We start from the raw sequence: 20,109 nt of genomic DNA, 5'->3' as shown, positions 1-20,109 counted from the left end.
CACGCCAGTCCTGAGGGAGTGTGGTCCGCTTGTGGCCTGTTGTCGGTGCCGTCCTTCCGCAGGCGATGGCGATCGCCCTCAGTCCGGTGCCGATGGTGTGCATCGTGCTGGTGCTGTTGTCCGACCGGCCGGTGCGCGCCGGGCTCTCGTTCGCCGCGGGCTGGGTCGGCGCCCTGGCGATCACCACCGCACTCGTCGCGTGGCTCACGGACACGGTCGCGGAGGACGGCTCGGAGGCAGCGCGTGACGGCGTCGACGTGGTCCAGCTCGCCGTCGGCATCCTCTTCGCGGTCCTCGCCGTCCGGTACTGGCGCCGCCGTCCGGAACCCGGCGTACCTCCACCGCGTCCGGCCATCGTCGACCGCATCGTGACGCTGTCCGGCCCGGCCCTGATCCTCACCGGAGCCGGCGCGGTCCTCGCCAACGTGAAGAACCTGCCCCTCCTCGTCAGCGCCGGCAGCTACCTGGGCGGATCCGGCCTCAGCACCGGCCCCCTCTTCGCTGCCGTGGCGATCTTCGTCGCGGCAGCCTCCGTAACAGTCCTCACCCCACTCCTCGCCGTCGGAATCACCGGCCCCGGCAAATCCGCCCGCACCCTCAGGTCCATCGAGGCCTGGCTCCTCACCAACCTCAACACCATCACAGTCACCCTCCTCACCATCCTCGCCACCGTCCTCATCGGTCGCGGCCTGGACCTCTTCCGCTGAGCGGCGGCTCGTCATCGGGCTGAGGTACGGTCGGGGTCCGATTGGTTGCTGAACACAGGAGTGCTCGTGGCTGGTGAGATTCGTCTGATCGTTCAGGGTGATGACTTCGGGATGTGTCATGCCGTCAATGTCGGCACGGTGCAGGCGTTTCAGGAGGGGATCCTGACGCAGGCGTCGACCATGGCGGCGTGTCCGTGGTTCACCGAGGCCGCGGCGCTGGCGCGGGAGCACGGGATTCCGCTCGGCGTGCACCAGACGCTGACGTGCGAATGGGACTACCTGCGGTGGCGGCCGCTCACCGACGGGCCGTCGCTGGTGGGGGAGGACGGGACCTTCTTCCGGACAGTGGCCGAGGCACAGGCGTCGATCACGCCGGCAGACGCCGTACGCGAGTTGTCCGCTCAGACGGCGAAGTTCGCTGCCGAGGGGCTGCCGATTCACTATCTGGACGTCCACATGGGCCAGTCCGCGACCCCCGAGGCGTACGACGAGGTCTCGGACGTCGCCGGGAAGCCGTTCATCTACGGTGCCGTGGAGTCGCAGCGGTTCGCGTCGATCGAGACTCTGAGCGACCGGGACGCGGACGTGAAGAAGGGCTGGGTGCTCGACCACATCGCCGGCCTGACGCCCGGCGTACACCTGCTGGTCACGCACTGCGCCGCCGCGGAGCCGGAGCTCGCCGCGATGCACGCACCCGGCAGCGAGACCTACCGATGGGCCGAGGAGTACCGGCTGTCGGATCAGGAGATCGTGATCGACCCGGAGGTTCGCAAGGCGATCGAGGAGCGGGGCATCGAGCTGGTGTCGATGCGCAACGCGTTCACCGACTGAAGGCCGGTCTTGCACGTCGAACGCTGTGCAAGACCGGCCGTGAGGTCACGCGCCGTTGAGGATGTCGTTCGTCGGCGCCCAGCGGAAGTACTGCGGGTCGGAGAAGGTCATCGGGACCTTGCCCAGGCTCTTGATGACCGTGCTGCCGCCGTTGGCGTGGCTGACGGCGTACAGATAGCCGGACTGGGTGTCACGGTCGATGCCGAGCAGGAGCGTGCCGTTCGCGCCGCACTTCGTGGCGAGCAGCTGCTCGAAGCCCTGCCAGGTCGCGCCGCGGACCGTGGTGGCCTTCGGAACGCTGAAGGCGCTGGTCGGCCAGGTGACCGTGACGAGCGTGCCCGCCCGGGTGTTGGCGAGGAAGGTCTCGTACGTCGGCGTCCGGCTGATCAGCGCCATCGACTTCACGGTGCTGAGGCCGCCGACGCCGCCGGTCTTGCGCCAGCCGGTGCCCTGGGCGATCCAGCGGTGCAGGGTGCCGTCGGTCTGCTGGCCGTAGAGGAAGGTCCGGTCGTAGTCGGCGGGACCCGCCTGCCGGTGCACCGACTCCTCGATCCAGCGGAAGTTGGACCAGCCGCCGCCGACGCGGAGGTTGTTGTGCGGGTAGTGCGGGTCGATCTGGACCTGGCCGTCGACGACGTACGAGCTCGAGTACAGCGCGCCGCCCATCACGGTCAGCCCGGAGCGGGCCTCCCCGGTCCCCTGCGGCGTACCGACGAAGGTACTGGTGTGCTGGACCTGGCCCGGCGTGAACACCCCGGCCGTTCCGCGCACGCCGCCGATGGTGATCGGCGCGGTCGCGTTGATCATCCGGCTGGTGTGCGCACCGTTGGCCGTCACCGAGCCCAGCCGGAGCGCACAGGCCGCCGTGGTCGCCGTGGTCGCCGAAGGTGCGGCGTGCGCGGACGGGCCGACGGCCGCGGCGAGGGTCAGTGCGAGTACGCCGGCCGAAGCCAGACTTGCGGTCTTGCGAAGCATCTGGATGGTCCTCCCCTGAAGCGAAGGCTCCCCGGCCTTCGTCGTACGGATTGGATTGCGGTCGTGCCCGAAAAGTTGCCGTCGAAGAGGAGCGAATTGTGAAGGTCTTCCTGTCAACCGACATGGAGGGTACGGCGGGAGTCGTCGACTGGAGCCAGTGCCGCGGGCCGGGTCAGGAGTACGAGTACTACCGGGGCCAGCTGCAGGCCGAGGTCAATGCCGCGATCGACGGCGCACTCGCCGCCGGCGCGACCGAGTTCCTGGTCAACGACTCGCACTCGACGATGCAGAACCTGCGGCCCGACGAGCTCCACGGCCGCGCGAGCTACCTGTCCGGGCGGCACAAGCCGATGTACATGATGGAAGGGCTTGACGACTCCTTCGACGCGGCCCTTTTCATCTCGTACCACGGGTCGGCGAGCTCCACGTCGTCGGTGCTGCACCACACCTACAACCCGCGGGCGATCGCCGAGGTCCGCCTCAACGGCGAGCTCGCCGGCGAGGCCGGCGTCAACGCGCTCGTGGCGCTCGCGTACGGCGTTCCCGTCGTCCTCATCTCCGGCGACCGGATCACGATCGACGAGGCGCAGCCGTTCTGTCCCGACATCGAATCGGTCGTCATCAAGGAGTCGGTCTCGCACAACGCCGCCCTGTCGCTGCACCCGGACCGGGCTCGCGAGCTGATCCGGGACGGCGCGCAGCGCGGACTCGAGCGGCTGCCTGACTTCCGGCTGCCGGGCGTCACGCTGCCGGCCGAGCTGACCGTCCGCTTCCACAACGGCGCGTTCGCGGAACTGGCGTGCGCGCTGCGGGGGGTCGAGCGACTCGAGGAGAAGGTCGTCGTCATCCGCGACGACGACCCGCTGCAACTGTTCCGCACGTTCATCGCCACCGTGCTGCTGAGCAGGGGAGTGAGCGAATAGGCCGGCCGCCGCAACTTTTGGCGGTTCAGGTGTATCAAGGCAGATAGGGGAGTTTCCGCGACAACGACGGTGAGCGCTTCGCCCGCGCGCCCGCCGCCGGTAAGACGCACCTGGCGGCCGGGGGGCCTGCCAGAACACGTGCGCCGGTGCAGCTGATCACCGGACGTCGCCGGCTGGCCGGCGACGGGGGGAAGGGCAAGTCATGCGATGTGCGATCACGGCCGCGGCGGCCGTCGGGATCGCCGCTCTGGTGCTGGGGGCGGCGGGAGCGGCAACAGGAGCAACTCGAACGCCGGCGGCGACGCCAGGCATCACGATCGTCCCGGGGCCGGAAGGGCCGGAGGAGGCCCAGTTCGTACCCGGTGCGAGCAACGTCGTCCCCGCGACCGCGCCGGCCGCCACGGACATCGGGACGAACAAGGTCCAATCACTGGCGGCACCGTTCTACGCGTGCCCGGGCTTCAGCGGGTTGCAGACGACGAACCCGTTGGCGAACCTGTACCGCGACGTGTTCACCTGGGGCCCGTTCGCGCCGTACAAGGTCGGCAACGGTGGCGGGAACATCAACTGGTCGGCGAACCCGTACAAGAACGCGAGCTGGTACATGTGGTTCCACTCGCTGCGCTGGCTCGGCCAGGGCATCGTCGCGGCGGGCCAAGGCGATCTGACCGCGTTGACCCGCGTGAACACCATCGCGTGGGACTGGTACCGCGACAACCCGTACTCCTGGAAGGGCAACGTCGGCGCGTGGGAGTCGACCATGCACCGGACGAACGTGCTGATCTGCCTGCGGCAGGCGATCCTGACCGGGCTGCAGGTGAGCACGGTGCCGGCCCGCTACGCCTGGGTGGACGTCGCGTTGCTGAGTCACGCGAGGTTCCTGACGAACTACTGGAGCGGTGCGTGGAACCACGGGACGGACGAGAGCATCGCGCTGTTCGGCGTCGGCTGCACCCTGGGCCGGACCGACTACAAAGCCTTGGCCCAGAAGCGGCTGGGGGTGGGCATCACCACCTCGATCGACTCGCAGGGGTCGACCAACGAGCAGTCGACCGGGTACGCCGCGTTCAACTACTCGCTCTGGGGCCGGGCGATGGCCGTGCTGCAGAACTGTGGCGTCGATCCCGGTACGACGATCGCGACCAGGCGGGCGTTGCTGGCGAAGTGGCTGGCCCTGGCGACGAACTCGCTCGGCAAACTGCACCAGATCGGTGACACCGAACTGCAAGCGACGTACCCGTGGGTCGGGACGCCGCTGGAGTACGCCGGTTCGCTGGGCACGAGGGGCGCGGCACCGCTGTGGCGCGTCGGCGTCTACTCGGCCGGCTATGTCTTCGGCCGGACCGGGTGGGGGACCGATGCGGCCAGGGGGTTCAAGGGCGAGTCGACGTACAGCATCAGGTACGGGCCGGCGCGGGCGTTCCACGGGCACAGCGATCACACGGGCATCACCTACACGGCCCGCGGCCGCGACATCGTGATCGAGGGTGGGTATGCGGCGTACTCGGCGGGTGCGTATCGCACCTGGGTGATGAGTCCGAGCGCGCACAGCGTGATGACGACGCCGCTGTCGAAGGACGTGAACCCAGTGACGAGGCTGACGGCGTACTCGGTGAAGACGAACGCGGAGTCGTATCAGCTGACCGATGCGCCAGGGGCCGGGATCAGCCGGGTCCGATCGGTTCTGGTGCTGAAGGACCCGGACCTGCTCGTCACCTGGGACCGCGCCTCGGCGACCACGGCACAGGCCTTCCAGACGCTGTGGCACCTGCCGCCGGACCAGCGGGCCACCGTCATCTCCCGGACCACCGCGGTCGCGATGGCGCCGGGCGACTCGACCAAGACGATCGTGTTCCAGGTCCCGTTCAAGCAGGCGCTCCCGGCGGGTGCGACGCTGGTCAAGCAGGCCCAGACGAACCCGATCCAGGGCTGGTACTACCCCAGCAGCTACGTCCGCAAGTCCGCCCCGACCCTGCTGCTGGCCCGCGGCGGCAAGACTGCGTCCATCCTGTCGTTCGTCGTACCCATTCGCGCCGCCGGCTCGGTCACCTACTCGACCCGCCAGTCAGGCACGACCTTCATCGTCAATCTCAACATCGGCGGCAAGGCCGCTTCGATCGCCATCTCGGGTGGCGGCTCCCTCTACCGGGCCGGCTGATCCGACGCGTGTCATCGCCGCCGGCGATCTCTGCCGGCGGCGATGCCGACGACAATCTGGACGGCGGCCAGGACGGCGAAGACGACGAGGGTCGCGTCCCAGTTGCCGGTGCGTTCGGCGAGGACTCCGGCGATGACCGGGCCGGTGGCCGCGAGGAGGTAGCCGACGGATTGTGCCATGCCGGACAGCTGAGTGGTCTCGTGATGGGTGCGGCCGCGGATGCTGATGAGCGTCAGTGCGGCGACGAGGGCGGCGCCTTGGCCGAGTCCGGCGATGACCACCCACACGACGACGAGACTCGGCGCCAGGAGCAGACCCAGCATCGCGATGACGATGGGGATGCTCGCGGTGACCGCGCCGGCGATCTGACTGTCCGGACGTTTCATCAGGCGGGGAATGGTCAATCCGCCGACCAGTCCGAATCCTTGGAAGAGGAACAGGTGGATGCCGGCCGTGGACTCGGAGACGCCGGATGAGATCTCGATCGTGGGCAGCCAGTTGACGAGGACGTAGAAGCTCGTCGACTGCAGGCCCATGTAGGCGGTGACCAGCCAGGCCATCGGCTGCCGCCAGACACTCGTCGGCGGATCGTCGTACGCCGTGGCCGACGGTGCGATCGGCGCTGCGGTCGAGTGTGCGGGGAGCCGGATCACCGCCACGACAATCGCGAGCCCACCCCAGATCGCCAACGCGAGCCGCCAGTCGGACCAGTTCGCGATCGGCACCGCCAAGGCGGAGGCCATCGCGGCTCCGCCGGTGATGAACGCCGTGTACACCCCGGTCGCGCGCGACACGTGCGCCGCATAGTCACGCTTGATGAGCACAGGCACGAGGACGTTGCCGACCGCGATCGCGGCCCCGATCCCGATCGTGCCGATCCACAGCCCGGCGTGACCGGTGTACGACCGTACGGCGCTGAACACGGCCAGGACGAGCAGCGACACGAACACCGCCCGCTCCATCCCGAGCCACCGGGAGGCCCGATGCACCAGGGGAGAGGCGAACGCGAACGCGACCAGCGGAAGCGCGCCCAACACTCCCTGCGCTCCTTCACCCAGCCCTTCGTCGAGGCCGATCTGCGGCAGCACCGGACCGACGGCAGTCAGGGCGGGACGTAGGCACAACGCGACCAGGAACACGGTCGCGGCAATCAGCGTCGCCCGCCGCGCCGCCTCTGTCACGTACTGAACCCGCTCTCTCTGATCGATCCCGGAGGCTTCCTACATTTCCACACGCGCCCCCTCCGAGGTGGCGGGGAATCGCCAGTGGCGGGTTCTGGTCATTCGTGCTGCGGCGCCGGTGCGGTTGGTGCGTAATTGAGCGCGCACTCCTCCCACCGCCACGGAGAAAGGGGCCGTCGTGCCCGCCGCCCGAAGACTCGCCCACCGTCGCCTGCTCGTCTGCTTCCTCTCCGCTGTGACCGTGGCCGGCGCTCTCGTCGCCGGACCGGCCGCCGCGGCATCACCGGGAGAAGGACCCTCCCGGCAGGTGTCCATGCCGGACGGCGGCCACATCGCCCTCGGCGCCGACGGCACGGCCACCCGTACCGATGCCCACGGCAACATTCTCGGCCGGACCACGATCCTGCTCCCGCACGGTACGTCGGCCGTCGGTGGCGACTGGGCTCCCACGGACCAGGCGGTGCGTGCCACCTTCGCACAGCAGACCGCCCAGCCCGAGCAGCGTCTCTCGGCGATGTCCACCGGCCCGAAACCCGTACCACCGCAGGCCGTCACTGCAGCCCGCAAGGCGGCCGCAACGCCGGCTTCGGCCCTGCCGGCGAACTACGGCCTGACCTCGTCGGCGCAGAGCTTCCTCAACGCCGGCGGCACGAACGCGATCGGCGCCTTCAGCCTGCTCCAGGAACGATCTGGCCAACTGCCCGGCGCCGGGCAGATCATCACCAATGTCTCGATCGGCGATCTCACCGACCAGGCGATGGCCGATGCCGGCGACAACTACGTCCGCGCCCACGGCCCGACCACGGTCGTCCGCGACGGACAGCGCTACCTCGACCTGCCGGCGATGCCGCTGATCCCGACGTACACCGCCGGCCCGGACGGCACGCTGGACCCGCTGGGCTCGACCGAGGGACAGGACGCGCAACTCGGTGAGGTGCTGCTCGACTTCGGCGTGATGGCGCCACTGCCGCACGACCGGCAGCGCCCCGAGGCGGCCGGCGACGGTCTCACCGACCTGCTCGGTATCGCGCCGGGCGCGCAGTACCGGCTCGTCGTCCCCGAGCAGCCGACGTTCGACCAGATCGCGGTGGCGCTGCTGGCCGCGGCCCGGCAGGTCCCGCGCCCGGACGTGATCACGGCGAGCCTCGGCTTCGGCACCGACGCCGAGGGCTTCCCGGGCCGGTACCTCGAGGACGACCCGGTCATCCGGAACGTGATCAGCACGATCGTGCACGAGTACCACATCGTGGTGACCATCTCGTCGAACGACGGCACCCGGCTCTACACGCCGACCGCGGTCGGCCCGGACGGCGGCAGCACGCCGACCGACCTGGTCGCGCATCACGAGGCCGCCACCACCATCGATGACGTCGCCCACTCCACCGCGCCGACGCGGATCCCGGACAGCGGTGCGATCGCCGTCGGCGGCACCACGCTGGACGACGTCGCGTCGATGCCGTCGTCGCGCAATCCGACGTTCGCGGCCACTCGGACGAACGGCAGCACCACGTTCTCGTCCGGCTTCGGCACGCGTCTGAACGTGTCCGCACCCAGCGACGGCATCCTGGTCTACGCGCACGCCGAGGGCGGGACGGCGCAGGAGGTCACGCCCGTGCTGAACGGCGGTACGTCGGCGTCCGCGCCGATGGTCGCCGCGGCGGCTGCCGTCGTACTGCAGGCCGGGGAACTGACCGGGCGTCGGCTCAGCCCGACGGATGTCCGAGCCGTGCTGGAGCGCACCGGTCGTGCGGTCGCGAACCCGCCACAGCTGGACCGGAACGCCACGGTGGGACCGCAGCTCGACGTCACCGCCGCGGTCTCCGACGTACTGGGGGACCACGAAACGCAGCCCCGGATCGTCCGGCTGTCGGTCGCCCACCGGGTCGTCACCGGTGGCCTCGGCGGCACCTACCTCGAGTCCAGCGACGCGGACCGGATCGATCTGCAGACCAACGGCACCGGTGAGGGGCTCGTCGGACCGGTCACGATCGGCGCCGACGTGGTCGGATCGACCCCCGGAAAGACCGACTACGTCCTGACCGTCAACGGCCACGAGTTCCACTCGACCGTCCCCGCGGTCCGGCTGACTCCGACGGAGCTGCTCGGTGCCGCGGGGCTCCCCGTCGTGTCCGACCGGGACCGCGACGTTCGCGTGACGTTCGACGTACGCAACGGCAAGCACGTGGTCGCGTCGGCGGCCAAGACGCTCACGATCGGACCGACGGACGGCACGTACGCCGAGGCGCTGGCACCCGTCGCGCCGGCCACCGTCCGCGCGGGCAGCCCGGTCACGGTCCACTACGACCTGACCGGAGTACGGAACCTCTCGAACCCGCAGCTCGTGGTCTCCACGCTCGGGCACTGGAACCCGCTCACCGCACCGCTGTTCGGCGCCGGATTCGTTGCCCCGCTCAACGATCTGAGCGGCGATGTCGAGATCCCGGCGAGCGCCTTCGTCGGCGGTGGCGGCATTTACGGCCTCGGGATCGTCCAGCGGTCCGTGACCGGTTCGGCCGGCACACCGACGTACGGCGAGTTCACCGCGATCCGGGTCGACGGCGGTACGGCCGACCACCGGCCGCCGGCGCCGACCCTCGGCACGCGCGCCGGCCACACGTTGGAGATCCAGCGGGCGAATCCGCGCTTCACACTCCGGTACGACGTCCGCTCGATCCCTGGCGCTGTTGGAGCCGCGGTCGAGTTCTCCGCTCCCGCGCCGACGCTGTACAACGCGCTCAACACCTTCACCAACGCGAACGGTGACTCGCGCGACCAGAACGGCGTCAACGCGGGATCCGCCGCCTACCAGCGTCTTTCAGGTCGCTCGGGGCTCGCGTCCCTCGATGCGGTCGAGCTCGGCCTCGGCGGCTCGGTGGCGTACAACGTCCGCGTCTTCGGGACCGACGGATCCGGCCGGATCCTCGGCCAGGCATCGGCGTCCTCGCTGCTGACCGTCGACGACGGCCTCGCACCCGGCGACGGGAGAGTGACCAGCTTCGCGGCCCAGCCCACGGGCACGTCGTACGTCGCCCTCCGGACGCCCGGCGCGGGCGAGTCGGTGGCGGAGTACGACGCCACGACCGGCACCTACGGTGGGACGATCACCACCGATCCGTCGGCGGACGGTGGCTACCAGGTCCTCGGCGCGGATCCGCAGGCGCACCGCGTCGTACTCCTGCACTTCTCGCCGACCGGTTCCGCGCTGGAGACGTACGACACCGCCACCAGGAAGCTCGTCGCCACCGCGGCCACCGACGGCTACACGATCCGGGGCGGGCGCGTCGACGAGGTCCGGCACCGGGCCGCGATCCTTGCCTTGCGCACCGAAGACGGCGCCGATGTCGTCCTCCCGCTCGCCCTGGCGACCGGCGCGCTAGGTGCGGCGATCGCCGCTGATGCGCCGGGTGCGGTGCGGGGCGGGTTCAAGATGATCGAGCTCGATCGGCAGACCGGCACGGTGTACCTGTCACGGTCGAGCAGCAGCCTGATCTGCATCGGCGGAGGCGCAGGCTCGGCGGAGAGCGTCGACCTCGACACGGGCGCTCTGCGGTTGTCGGACTCGGGCAGCGTGTGCGCGAACGGCCTGGCGCTGGACGAGGGCGCGAGCCGCCTCTACCAGTTGTCGTACCGCTCGGTCAGCTTGAACATCGTCGGCACGACCAGCCTGAGCGTGCTGGCCGGCGACACGATGAGCACCGCGGCGCCGACCATCCCGGTCCGGCAGCAGCAGGCGGCGTACCTCGCGATCGACGGTGTGCACCACCTCGGACTGGTCGCCTTCCGTACGCCGCCGGTGCTGTCACAGTTCGGCCGGGTCGGCGGCGTCGTCACCGACAGCAACGCGACCAGCCAGCTCGCGGTCATCGATCTGGCCACCGGTCAGCAGCTCTCGGTGGTGTCCGGCCTGAACTTCGTCAGCAGCCCGTTCGGCGGCGAGTACAACTCGCTGACCGAACGCTCGGTCCAGCTCGACCCGGCCACCCGCACCGGCTGGGTTCCCTCCGCGGACGGCCGCCAGCTGCAGCAGTTCCGCTACTGACGGGTGACGCGTGCGACGTTCTGGCGGTCTTCCTCCTCCTGGCTTGGTTCGGTGGCGAACCAGGCATCGAGGATCTCTTCGAGGAGAGGCTCGGAGGTCAGGCGGAGGCTGAGCGCCAGGACGTTGGCGTCGTTCCAGCGGCGGGCGCCCTCGGCCGTGTAGGCGTCGGTGCAGAGGGCGGCGCGGACACCGGGCACCTTGTTCGCGGCGATGGACGCGCCGGTGCCGGTCCAGCAGCAGACGACGGCTTGGTCCGCTCTCCCGGCCGCGACCTCGCCGGCCGCGGTGCCGGAACAGACGGCCCATTGTGGATCGTCGCCGGGCTGGAGTGCGCCGTACGTCGTGACCTCGTGGCCGCGGCTGCGCAGCTGCGCGACGAGTGCGCGTGCCACCGGCTGGTCCATGTCCGAGGAAACGGAGATCCGCATACCCGCGAGCCTAACCTGCGCCTCCTTCACCGGGTCCCGCGTCACCCATACCAGCTTGTGCGGCACTGCCGGGTGCCTACCAGGTGCCGCGGTGGTCGGGGACCAGGAAGGTGAGAGGGATCATCAGGACGAGGATGGCGGCGAAGACGACGAAGCTGTAGGCCTGGGCGGTGCCGCTGGCGGTGGAGTGGGTGAGGATGGTCGTGGTGATCGAGACGGCCACGATGCCGCCGGACTGGCGGAACATGCCGCGCAGGCCGGCGATCGCGGAGATCTGGTCGGGGGCGAGTTGCAGGCTGGCGTTGTTGGAGGCGGGGATGGACAGGCCCATCCCGATGCCGGTGATCCCCGCGGCCATCGCCAGCCAGGCGTACGGCGTGAGTCCGTGCGGGGCCAGCGACATCACGGTCATCCCGATCGCGACCAGCACGAAGCCGCCGATCATCGGGGCCCGGTAGCCGGTACGGCGGAGCGCGAACACGGCCAGCCCGGCGACGCAGATCATCCCGACAGCTCTTGCCGTGAGCAACGTTCCCGCTTGGAGGGGCTGGATCCCGTACCGCGATTCGGCGTACAGCGGGACGAGGGCGCCGAAGCCCAGCATGGCGGCGCCGAAGAGGAAGTTGATCGTGTTCATCGCCCCGAAGCCGTGGCCGCGCAGCAGGTTGAGCGGGATGAACGGCGCGGCATGCCGGTTCGCGTGCCGGACGAAGAGGACGCCGAGCGTGAGCGCGATCAGCATCGACGCGATGAACAGTGGATCGGTCGGCTCCGCGCCGCTGCCGCCGAGCGTACTGATCCCGTACATGCCGAAGAGCATCGTCAGCGCCAGCAGGATCGCGCCGGTTCCGTCCACCCGGGAGGCGGCCTTCGGCGGGCTGCTCGGGATGAACCGCAGGCCGAGTGTGATCAGCAGCAGCCCGATCGGCACGTTGACGACGAAGATCTCGCGCCAGGACCAGTAGGTGACGATGACGCCGCCGATGATCGGGCCGATGATGCCGCCGATCGGGAAGATCGAGGTGAACATGCCGATCGCCCGGTCCCGGTCGCGGCCGAACTGTTCGGAGACGATGCCGGTGGCGGTCGGCATGAACGCGCCGCCGCCGATCGCCTGGAGGGCGCGGAACACCACCAGCAGGTAGATGTTGTCGGCCAGGCTGCAGCACAGCGAGGCGACGGTGAACAGCGCCGCGGCGCCGAGGAAGATCTTCTTCCGCCCGAACTGGTCGCCGAGCCGGCCGGCCAGCGGCATCACGATGATCTGGCCGAGGGCGTAGACGGTGATCGTCCAGCCGCTCCAGGTCAGCTCGGCGTTCAGGTCGCCGCGGATGGCGTTGAGCGCGGTCGCGACTATCGTCTGATCGATCGATGCCATCAGCAGCGCGATCGCGACGATGCCGAAGACGAGCCGGCGATGGGCCAGTGGCTCGTCGGCGGCCGGCTCGCCGATCACTGAGGTGGTACTCGACGGTTCCATCGATGAACAGACTACATTGCTTGCTGGCAGGCAATAAAGGGGTGACATGACCGACACCGAGACGTTGAGCAAGCTTCGTGGGGTGATCTCCAAGCTCGCGCGGGAGCTCAACGCCACGGCGACCGACGAGGGCCTGACGCCGACCCAGGCGTCCGTCCTCGGCCTGATCACGTTCCGTGGCCCGCTGGGCCTGACCGAGCTGGCACAACTCGAGGGCCTCAACCCGACGATGCTGTCCCGGGTGGTCGGCAGGCTCACGGAGCTCGGCCTGATCCAGCGCGACCCGAACCCGGACGACCTGCGCGCGGTCCAGGTCGAAGCGACCGAGGCCGGCCGTCAGCTGCACGAACGCGTCAAGCTCCTCCGCACGGAAGCGATCGGCACCTGCCTCGACCAGCTCCCGGAGAAGTCCGCGCAAACGATCATCGACGCCCTCCCAGCCCTGGAAGAACTAGCCCAAACCCTCCGCACCAGCCGCTGACGCGCCTCGATCCTGTAAAGGTGTGAGTGTGCCTGCACATGTTGGTGCGAGTCGGCGATCAGGAACTATTCCGGGAAACCTCGGACAGGCTGCCCGCGGACCGTAGAATTGGTATGGGCCGGTATTTTCTGGTGGTTGATTCGTTGACCTCACGCTTGTAGCCCATTGCTTGCGCCGGCCTATTCACGAGCCGCCGCGGACGCAGGTGAGAAGGCCCCACGGTTTGCGTTGTAGAGGGAAACAACTTCCGTTGGGACCGGCGCATCGAAGAAGTTGAGGACGTCGCCGCGGTCAGGCCAATCAATTGGCCGACGACGTGCGAGCGACAAGTGAATAGCGGTCTGCAGAGACGGGCCGCTTGAAAAGACGACAGGGCGGACAGAAGGTGCTGCGCTGTCAAACAATTGGATGACCTGGAGGGTCGTCGAGGGGAGATCGACGCCACGACCGCGTCGATCACGGGCGCCGGGCTGACACGCACCGGTGATCGGGGTGAATGGCATGGGCAAGACGAAGTACCGGAGAACAACCGTGAGGGCCATCTGTGCTCTCTTCATCAGCGCGACCCTGACGTTGCCGGGATGTGGCACGTCACCGGACGGACTCGGGCCAACCGTAAGCCCGTCTCCCACGAAGACTTATCCGTCGACTGAGGCCCCACCGGGACCAACGCCCCCCACCGAGCCGCCGACGTATCCGCCGTCCACTGGTACGTCAGCGGAGTTCGAGGAGGACATGCAGAGCGCCGTGGACGCGGTGAATGGTTTCTGGACGGATCATTGGTCTGAGATTTTCGGGGAAGGCGTGTACAGTCCGCCAGAAATTTACGGTTCGTACGACGAAGATGCCGGTCCGGCATGTGGCGGTGAAGCACTGCCCGCAGACAACGCGGCATACTGCAGCGATGGTGACTTCATTGCTTGGGACGGTGCCTTCATGCAGAATCAGTTCGAGAAAATCGGGGACACCTTCGTTTACTTCGTGATTGCTCACGAATTGGGTCATGCCATCCAAGCGCGGGTTGATTACGAGCCTGGTTCGACCGAACTGCAAGCGGACTGCCTCGCGGCCGCAGCGCTGTACGGCTCGGCGGAGGATGGCATCCTGAACATCGAGCCAGGTGACGAGAACGAGGTTGCCAAAGCAATGGGCGCTCTTGGTGACGATACGCCTTGGACCGACGACAGCGCGCACGGTACTGCGATCGAACGCATGGACGCGTTCCTTACCGGTCGCAACAACGGCGCCGATGCCTGCTATGAGAACTGAACGCAGACGCCGCCGGGTCAGAGTGCGTAGCGGGTGGTGAGGGTGTTCATGGCTTCGTCGATGGCGGGGTCTACGCGGCGGCGGGTGGGGTCTTCGTCGTACCAGGTGATGATTTCGCGGGCGCCGGTTTCGAAGGGGATGGTGGCGACGTAGTCGGGGACGACCTGGCGGAGTTTGCTGTTGTCGAAGACCGCCGAGTGGGTCTTGTCGCCGAGGAGGCCGTCGCCCCAGCCCTTGTGTACGGCGGCGATGGCGTCGGACGGGACGTGGACGATCTGTGCCGTGGTGCCGGCCGCGGCCGCTAGCGCGTGCGCGATCTGGTCCCAGGTGAGGACGTCGTCGGAGGTGATCTGGAAGGTGTCGCCGAGCGTACGCGGGTGGCCGAGCAGGGGGACCAGTCCGCGGGCGAAGTCGCGGTGGTGGGTCAGGGTCCAGAGCGAGGTGCCGTCACCGTGGACGACGACGGGCTGGCCGCGGCGCATGCGTTCGACGATCGTCCAGCCGCCGTCGAACGGGACGAGGGTGCGGTCGTAGGTGTGCGACGGCCGCACGATCGTGACCGGGTACCCCTCCTCGCGGTAGAGCGTGGTGAGGAGGTCCTCGCAGGCGATCTTGTCGCGTGAGTACTGCCAGAAGGGGTTGCGCAGCGGCGTCGACTCGGTGATCGGCAGCCGGGCCGGCGGCGTCTGGTACGCCGAAGCCGAGCTGATGAACACGTACTGGCCCACGTGTCCGCGAAACGCGTCCGTCCGAGCGCGCACCTGATCGGGGGTGAACGCCACCCAGTCGACCACGGCATCGAAGTCCTGACCGGCTACCTCGGCCAAAGACTCGGCGTCGCCGATATCGGCGGTGATCTGCTTCACCTCCGGCGGGAGCGGGCGGATCGAGGTCTGACCCCGGTTGACGACCGTGAGGTCGAGTCCCAGCTCGACCGCCCGCTGGGAGCAGGCCGAGCTGATGATGCCGGTCCCGCCGAGAAAGAGAACACGCAGGCCACTCATTCAGGCAACTCCTCGAGGAGATAGCTGTAAGGTCGGTGACATTCAGAACTTGGAGAATGATAATACCTGAGCCATCCTGATCTTACAGATGGAAGATGAACGGGAGGTTCGTCGTGAGTAGTCTCGAGGGGCGCGTGGTGCTGGTCACCGGCGCCGGTGGTGGCATCGGCTCGGCGACCGCCCGTACGGTCGTGGCCCACGGCGGGCATGCGCTGATCCACGATCTCGCGGGATCCGCGCTCGATGCTCTCGGCAAGGAACTCGGCGACAGCGCGACAGCTCTGGTCGCTGACCTGACCGACCTGGCGGCGGTCAAGCAGCTGTGGGACGACGCTTGGGCGGTCAAGGGCCACGTGGACGTCCTGGTCAACAACGCCGGCGCCTATCCGCCGGCTCCACTGGACGCGCCGCTCGACGAGTGGCTGAAGGTCTGGGACTTCTCGCTCGACCTGCATCTCAAGGCCCCCGCCGTCTTGTGCCGCGAGGCGGTGACGGCGTACGCCGGTCTGGACCGAGGCGGCATCATCATCAACCTGGCGTCGCGCGCTGCGTTCCGCGGCGAGGATCCGGAGTACTGGCACTACGCGGCCGCCAAGGCGGGCGTGGTTGCGATGACGCGCACGATCGCGCGCCAGTACGGCCGGCACGGCGTGACCGCCTTCGCTATCGCTCCTGGGTACGTCGACACCGACCTGAACGAGCACTTCCGTGACACGGTCGGCGTCGAGGTCGCCGCGGAGCAGACCGGCCTGGGGGAGGTCGCACAACCGCAGGACGTCGCCAACATCATCGCGTTCCTGGCGAGTGGTCTGGCGAAGCACGCGACGGGCACCACGATCGATGTGAACGGTGCCTCGTATGTCCGTTGACACCGGCCTCGCGCGGATGAGTGCGGATCTCTTCGTCAACGGATCCTGGACCGCGGGCAAGGCGGGGACGCTCGACAACGTTGACCCAGGCAACGGTCAGACCATCGGCGCGGTGTCGCTGGCCAGCGCCGACCAGGTCGCTGAGGCGATCACCGCCGCCGAGAACGCGTTCCCAACCTGGTCGGCGATGCCGGCGGCTGCCCGCGGGGACATCCTCCGACGCGCGGCCGCGCTGCTCGCGGATCGCGGTGAGGAGGCGGTGGCAACGATCCTGCTGGAGACCGGCAAGACGGAGGCCGACGCCCGCGGCGAGATCGGCCGCGCTGTCGAGACGCTGCGCTGGAACGGTGAACAGGCCGGCCGGGTCCAGGCCACGATGTTCCCGGGCCTCGTGGCCGGTTCACGACGTACGTCGATGCCGACCGCGCTCGGCCCGGTCGCGGTGATCACCGCCTGGAACTTCCCCGCGGTCCTTGCCACGCGCAAGCTTGGCGCGGCGCTCGCGGCCGGTTGCACGGTGGTGTTCAAAGCATCGGAGTTCGCCCCGGCCACTGCACGGCTCATCGTCGAACTGTTGGTGGAGGCGGGCCTTCCGGCCGGCGTGGTGAATCTGGTCTTCGGTGATCCGCACGCGTTGTCGGAACAGCTCACCTCAGCCCCGGCGATCAAGGCCCTGTCGTTCACCGGATCCACGGCCGTCGGGAAGGCGCTGGCGGCCCAGGCGGCTCCGAATCTGATCCGCACCGTGCTGGAGTTGGGCGGGCATGCGCCCGTACTGGTGATGGATGACGCCGACGTGGATCACGTGATCGCGACCACGGCGGCCGCCAAGTTCGGCTCCGCCGGTCAGTCGTGTGTCGCCCCCTCGAGGTACTTCGTCCACGAGTCCCTGTACGAGGAGTTCGTCGACAAGCTCACCGCCAAGGCTGCGTCGTACGTCCTCGGGCATGGCACCGAGGAGGGGGTGACGCTCGGCGCGGTCGCGCATCAGGGACGCGTGGACGCGTTGGTTCGGCTCGCCCGCGACGCTGCCGATCACGGGGCCGCGATCACCACCGGAGGCAAGCAGGTAGTCCGGGACGGGCTCTACTTCGAGCCGACCGTGGTCGCCGGACTTCCGCTGGACTCCACGGCCATGATCCTCTCGGAGGAGCCGTTCGGGCCTATCGCTACCGTGTCCGCGTTCAGCACGCTGGACGAGGTGATCACCGCGGCCAACGCGGCCCCGTACGCGTTCGCGGCGTACCTGTTCACGAACCGGATGGACGTGCGCGACGAGGTCGTCCGGCGGCTGAACGCGTCGAACATCGGCGTCAATCAGCTGGCTCCGTCGCTGCCCGACGTACCGCTGGGCGGTCTGGGCAATTCCGGCTACGGCTACGAAGGCGGGATCGAGGGCATCCTCGCGTTCACCCAGCTCCGCCTCATCTCCGAGACCGCGGGAGGATCTCATGCTCGCCGATAATCACTCCTCCTTGGCCCGCGTCCGCGACGTGGTCGCGACGACGCGCGAACCGTACGCGCTCGATGCGATCGACCTTGCCCTGCTGAAGATCCTGGTCGCGGACTGCCGTACGTCGCAGCGCCAGATCGCCACCATGCTGGGAGTGTCCGCCCCCACCGTCGGCGAGCGGATGGCACGGCTGGAGCGCAAGGGCGTCATCACCGGGTACAGCGCCCAGGTCGACTGGTCCGTCGTCGGCTACGGGCAGGTCGTGTTCCTGTCCATCGAGGCAGGCCCGGGGTACGACGTCGCCGCGATCATGGCCGCCCTCTGGGAACTGGCGGAGGTCGAGGACGTCACCCTCGTCACCGGCGAGCTCGACCTCCTGATCCGGATGCGGGTCCGGGACTACGGCGAGCTGAGAACGATCCTGATGGAGCAGGTCTGGCGGATCCCGGGCATCCAGCGGACGGCGACCCTGCTGTCCGTGGCCGACATGCCGGCGAAGGACTTCGGTGCCGCCCTGCTCGGCAAGATCGAGCAGGCAGCAGGGGAGGCTGGGGTCACAACGCGAGCGTGACGGCGATCCGGGCCGCGAGGTCGGCGTTGTTCCGGGCGAGTGCGAGGTTGGCCGGGATGCTCTGCCCGTCCGTCTCCTTCTCGATCCGGGCGAGGACGTACGGCGTGACGGCGGGACCCGTGACGCCCGCACGGGCACTGGCGTCCAAGGCCGCCGTGAGTACGGCGTCGATGCGCGACGCCGGGATCTCGTCCGCGACGGGAATCGGAACCGTCAGCAGGACCCCGGTCGCCGGCCGCGCCCGGAAGCGGAGAACGTCACAGACCACGCGCTCGTCGTCGACGCGGTGCGGAATCGGCAGACCGCTCGACCGCGTGTAGAAGGCCGGGAACCAGTCGTGCTGCCAGCCCAGGACGGGGACGCCGGCGGTCTCGAGATACTCGAGTGTCCGCGGCAGGTCGAGGAAGGCCTTGGCGCCGGCGCAGACTGTGATGACCGGGTGGTTGGCGATCGCGTCGAGGTCGGCCGAGATGTCGCCGCTGACTTCCGAGCCGCGGTGGACACCACCGATGCCGCCGGTGGCGAACACCTCGATGCCGGCGGCATGCGCCAGGGCGACCGTCGCCGAGACGGTGGTGACGCCGACGTCCCATCCTTGTGCCTGCGCCACGGCCAGGTCGCGCTCGGCGACCTTGCGGGTGCCCTGCAGCACTCGCTTCTCTTCGTCCGCCGAGAGACCGACCTGTGGCCGGCCGTCGAGGATCGCGGTCACGGCCGGGGTGGCGCCGCGATCGAGGACTGCTTGCTTGCAGAGTGCCAGGGCGTCGGCGTTCGCCGGCGCGGGCAGCCCGAGATTCGAGAAGATCGTCGACTCGAGCGCGACGACCGCGCGACCCTCGGTCAGGGCCTGCGCCACGTCGTCGGACAAGCTGGGCTCAATCACACGCTGCTCCGCTCTCATCAAGGGTCGCACCGGGTTCGCTGAGAACCCGCCGGGCAAGCCTATGGCCGGCCTCGACCGCCGCGACGGCATCGGCTTCCGCGAGTACGGCGTTCAGGAACCCCGCGGCGAACGCGTCCCCGGCACCGGTCGTGTCAAGCACCACGTCGACCGGCGGGACGCGGACGGTTGCCGATCTGGTGCCATCAAGGACCTCGGTGGGCTCTACGCCGTTCTTGACGACAACCGTCGTACCAGCGCCTGCGAGTTCTCGCAGGGAGCCGACGTCGGCCTCGATCCCGTTCGCGAACACGTACGTCGGCCGCAGTCCTCTGACCAAGTCACGGAACCGCGCGGGTCCGATCGAATCGACGAGCGCAACCGAGGACGCATCGATGCTGAGAACCGCACCCTCGGCCCGCGCGATGTCCGACGCTTGCCGCAGAACCGACAGCGACGGCCCTTGGAGCGAGTACGCCGAGAGGTGGATCGCATCCGCTCCGGACAACCAGACGTCAGGCACCTCACTCAACTCACCCGCGGCCGCCCGGTCCGGGTACATCGTCCGTTCCCCATCACCATCCACCAGAATCACGATGGTCCCGGTCCGCCCCTGCCTCTGCACCCTCGCATCAACACCACCCCTGACCAACTCCCGCACCAGAGCCTCGCCGACGGTGTCGTCCCCAACCCGCCCGACAAACCGAGCCGCCATCCCAAGACTGCCCGCAAACACAGCAACATTGGACGCCGCACCACCCCGCGCGCGACAAACCCGCGCCGGATTATCCGTCCCCACCCGAGTCGAGCCACCCACCCAAACAACAACGTCCTCAACCAGGTCGCCAACGCACACCAGA

17 protein-coding genes are annotated in these 20,109 nt (G+C 68.8%); 10 read left to right on the top strand and 7 right to left on the bottom strand.

Annotated features, from left to right (window positions below; all coding sequences use genetic code 11):
- Positions 1-29: 29 nt before the first annotated feature.
- Positions 30-707, top strand: coding sequence for a GAP family protein (locus tag ACZ6O0_RS03885; RefSeq protein WP_465763286.1), 678 nt, complete (start codon positions 30-32; stop codon positions 705-707).
- Between the two features lie 66 nt (positions 708-773).
- The gene (locus ACZ6O0_RS03880; RefSeq protein WP_465763285.1) at positions 774-1,538 is read left to right on the top strand and encodes a carbohydrate deacetylase; all 765 of its coding nucleotides are present in this window, start codon (positions 774-776) and stop codon (positions 1,536-1,538) included.
- Positions 1,539-1,583: 45 nt separating this feature from the next.
- Here the strand turns inward: ACZ6O0_RS03880 and ACZ6O0_RS03875 are convergent, their stop codons facing one another.
- A complete protein-coding gene (locus ACZ6O0_RS03875; protein WP_465763284.1) occupies positions 1,584-2,513 on the bottom strand; it encodes a hypothetical protein in 930 nt (309 codons plus the stop codon).
- A gap of 98 nt (positions 2,514-2,611) precedes the next feature.
- Here ACZ6O0_RS03875 and ACZ6O0_RS03870 point away from each other — a divergent pair, with 98 nt between their 5' ends.
- A complete protein-coding gene (locus ACZ6O0_RS03870) occupies positions 2,612-3,436 on the top strand; it encodes a M55 family metallopeptidase (RefSeq protein ID WP_465763283.1) in 825 nt (274 codons plus the stop codon).
- 202 nt (positions 3,437-3,638) lie between these two features.
- Entirely contained in the window at positions 3,639-5,594 is a 1,956-nt protein-coding gene (locus ACZ6O0_RS03865; RefSeq protein ID WP_465763282.1) for a heparinase II/III domain-containing protein, read from the top strand.
- Positions 5,595-5,605: 11 nt separating this feature from the next.
- Here the strand turns inward: ACZ6O0_RS03865 and ACZ6O0_RS03860 are convergent, their stop codons facing one another.
- Entirely contained in the window at positions 5,606-6,775 is a 1,170-nt protein-coding gene (locus tag ACZ6O0_RS03860) for a CynX/NimT family MFS transporter (protein ID WP_465763281.1), read from the bottom strand.
- Between the two features lie 178 nt (positions 6,776-6,953).
- Here ACZ6O0_RS03860 and ACZ6O0_RS03855 point away from each other — a divergent pair, with 178 nt between their 5' ends.
- On the top strand, positions 6,954-10,814 hold the full coding sequence (locus ACZ6O0_RS03855) for a S8 family serine peptidase (RefSeq protein ID WP_465763280.1): 3,861 nt from the start codon (positions 6,954-6,956) through the stop codon (positions 10,812-10,814).
- Here the strand turns inward: ACZ6O0_RS03855 and ACZ6O0_RS03850 are convergent.
- Both ACZ6O0_RS03850 and ACZ6O0_RS03845 read right to left on the bottom strand, forming a co-directional pair.
- A complete protein-coding gene (locus ACZ6O0_RS03850; protein WP_465763279.1) occupies positions 10,808-11,242 on the bottom strand; it encodes an RpiB/LacA/LacB family sugar-phosphate isomerase in 435 nt (144 codons plus the stop codon). The two genes, ACZ6O0_RS03855 and ACZ6O0_RS03850, sit on opposite strands and share 7 nt — an antisense overlap.
- Before the next feature lie 76 nt (positions 11,243-11,318).
- Positions 11,319-12,722 carry an MFS transporter gene (locus tag ACZ6O0_RS03845; protein WP_465763278.1) on the bottom strand — a complete coding sequence of 468 codons (1,404 nt, stop codon included), beginning with the start codon at positions 12,720-12,722 and terminating at the stop codon, positions 11,319-11,321.
- A gap of 46 nt (positions 12,723-12,768) precedes the next feature.
- Here ACZ6O0_RS03845 and ACZ6O0_RS03840 point away from each other — a divergent pair, with 46 nt between their 5' ends.
- Both ACZ6O0_RS03840 and ACZ6O0_RS03835 read left to right on the top strand, forming a co-directional pair.
- The gene (locus tag ACZ6O0_RS03840; RefSeq protein ID WP_465763277.1) at positions 12,769-13,203 is read left to right on the top strand and encodes a MarR family winged helix-turn-helix transcriptional regulator; all 435 of its coding nucleotides are present in this window, start codon (positions 12,769-12,771) and stop codon (positions 13,201-13,203) included.
- A 501-nt stretch (positions 13,204-13,704) separates the two neighbouring features.
- Complete coding sequence (locus tag ACZ6O0_RS03835) at positions 13,705-14,472, top strand: neutral zinc metallopeptidase (RefSeq protein ID WP_465763276.1); 768 nt, start codon at positions 13,705-13,707, stop codon at positions 14,470-14,472.
- A 17-nt stretch (positions 14,473-14,489) separates the two neighbouring features.
- Here the strand turns inward: ACZ6O0_RS03835 and ACZ6O0_RS03830 are convergent, their stop codons facing one another.
- Positions 14,490-15,476 carry an NAD-dependent epimerase/dehydratase family protein gene (locus ACZ6O0_RS03830; RefSeq protein WP_465763275.1) on the bottom strand — a complete coding sequence of 329 codons (987 nt, stop codon included), beginning with the start codon at positions 15,474-15,476 and terminating at the stop codon, positions 14,490-14,492.
- A gap of 113 nt (positions 15,477-15,589) precedes the next feature.
- Here ACZ6O0_RS03830 and ACZ6O0_RS03825 point away from each other — a divergent pair, with 113 nt between their 5' ends.
- The 3 genes from ACZ6O0_RS03825 to ACZ6O0_RS03815 are packed head-to-tail and all read left to right on the top strand — an operon-like array spanning position 15,590 to position 18,369.
- Entirely contained in the window at positions 15,590-16,345 is a 756-nt protein-coding gene (locus ACZ6O0_RS03825) for an SDR family NAD(P)-dependent oxidoreductase (protein ID WP_465763274.1), read from the top strand.
- Positions 16,335-17,810, top strand: a complete 1,476-nt coding sequence (locus tag ACZ6O0_RS03820) for an aldehyde dehydrogenase family protein (RefSeq protein ID WP_465763273.1) — start codon at positions 16,335-16,337, stop codon at positions 17,808-17,810. Before ACZ6O0_RS03825 ends, ACZ6O0_RS03820 begins: the two co-directional genes overlap by 11 nt.
- Entirely contained in the window at positions 17,797-18,369 is a 573-nt protein-coding gene (locus ACZ6O0_RS03815; RefSeq protein WP_465763272.1) for an Lrp/AsnC family transcriptional regulator, read from the top strand. The genes ACZ6O0_RS03820 and ACZ6O0_RS03815 overlap by 14 nt, the downstream gene beginning before the upstream one ends.
- Here ACZ6O0_RS03815 and ACZ6O0_RS03810 read toward each other — a convergent pair.
- Both ACZ6O0_RS03810 and ACZ6O0_RS03805 read right to left on the bottom strand, forming a co-directional pair.
- Complete coding sequence (locus tag ACZ6O0_RS03810; protein ID WP_465763271.1) at positions 18,353-19,252, bottom strand: pseudouridine-5'-phosphate glycosidase; 900 nt, start codon at positions 19,250-19,252, stop codon at positions 18,353-18,355. The two genes, ACZ6O0_RS03815 and ACZ6O0_RS03810, sit on opposite strands and share 17 nt — an antisense overlap.
- The gene (locus ACZ6O0_RS03805) at positions 19,245-20,105 is read right to left on the bottom strand and encodes a carbohydrate kinase family protein (RefSeq protein ID WP_465763270.1); all 861 of its coding nucleotides are present in this window, start codon (positions 20,103-20,105) and stop codon (positions 19,245-19,247) included. The genes ACZ6O0_RS03810 and ACZ6O0_RS03805 overlap by 8 nt, the downstream gene beginning before the upstream one ends.
- Positions 20,106-20,109: the final 4 nt, after the last annotated feature.

The organism is Kribbella sp. NPDC048837, from assembly GCF_055586945.1.
This window is presented reverse-complemented; position numbering and strand designations above follow the sequence as displayed.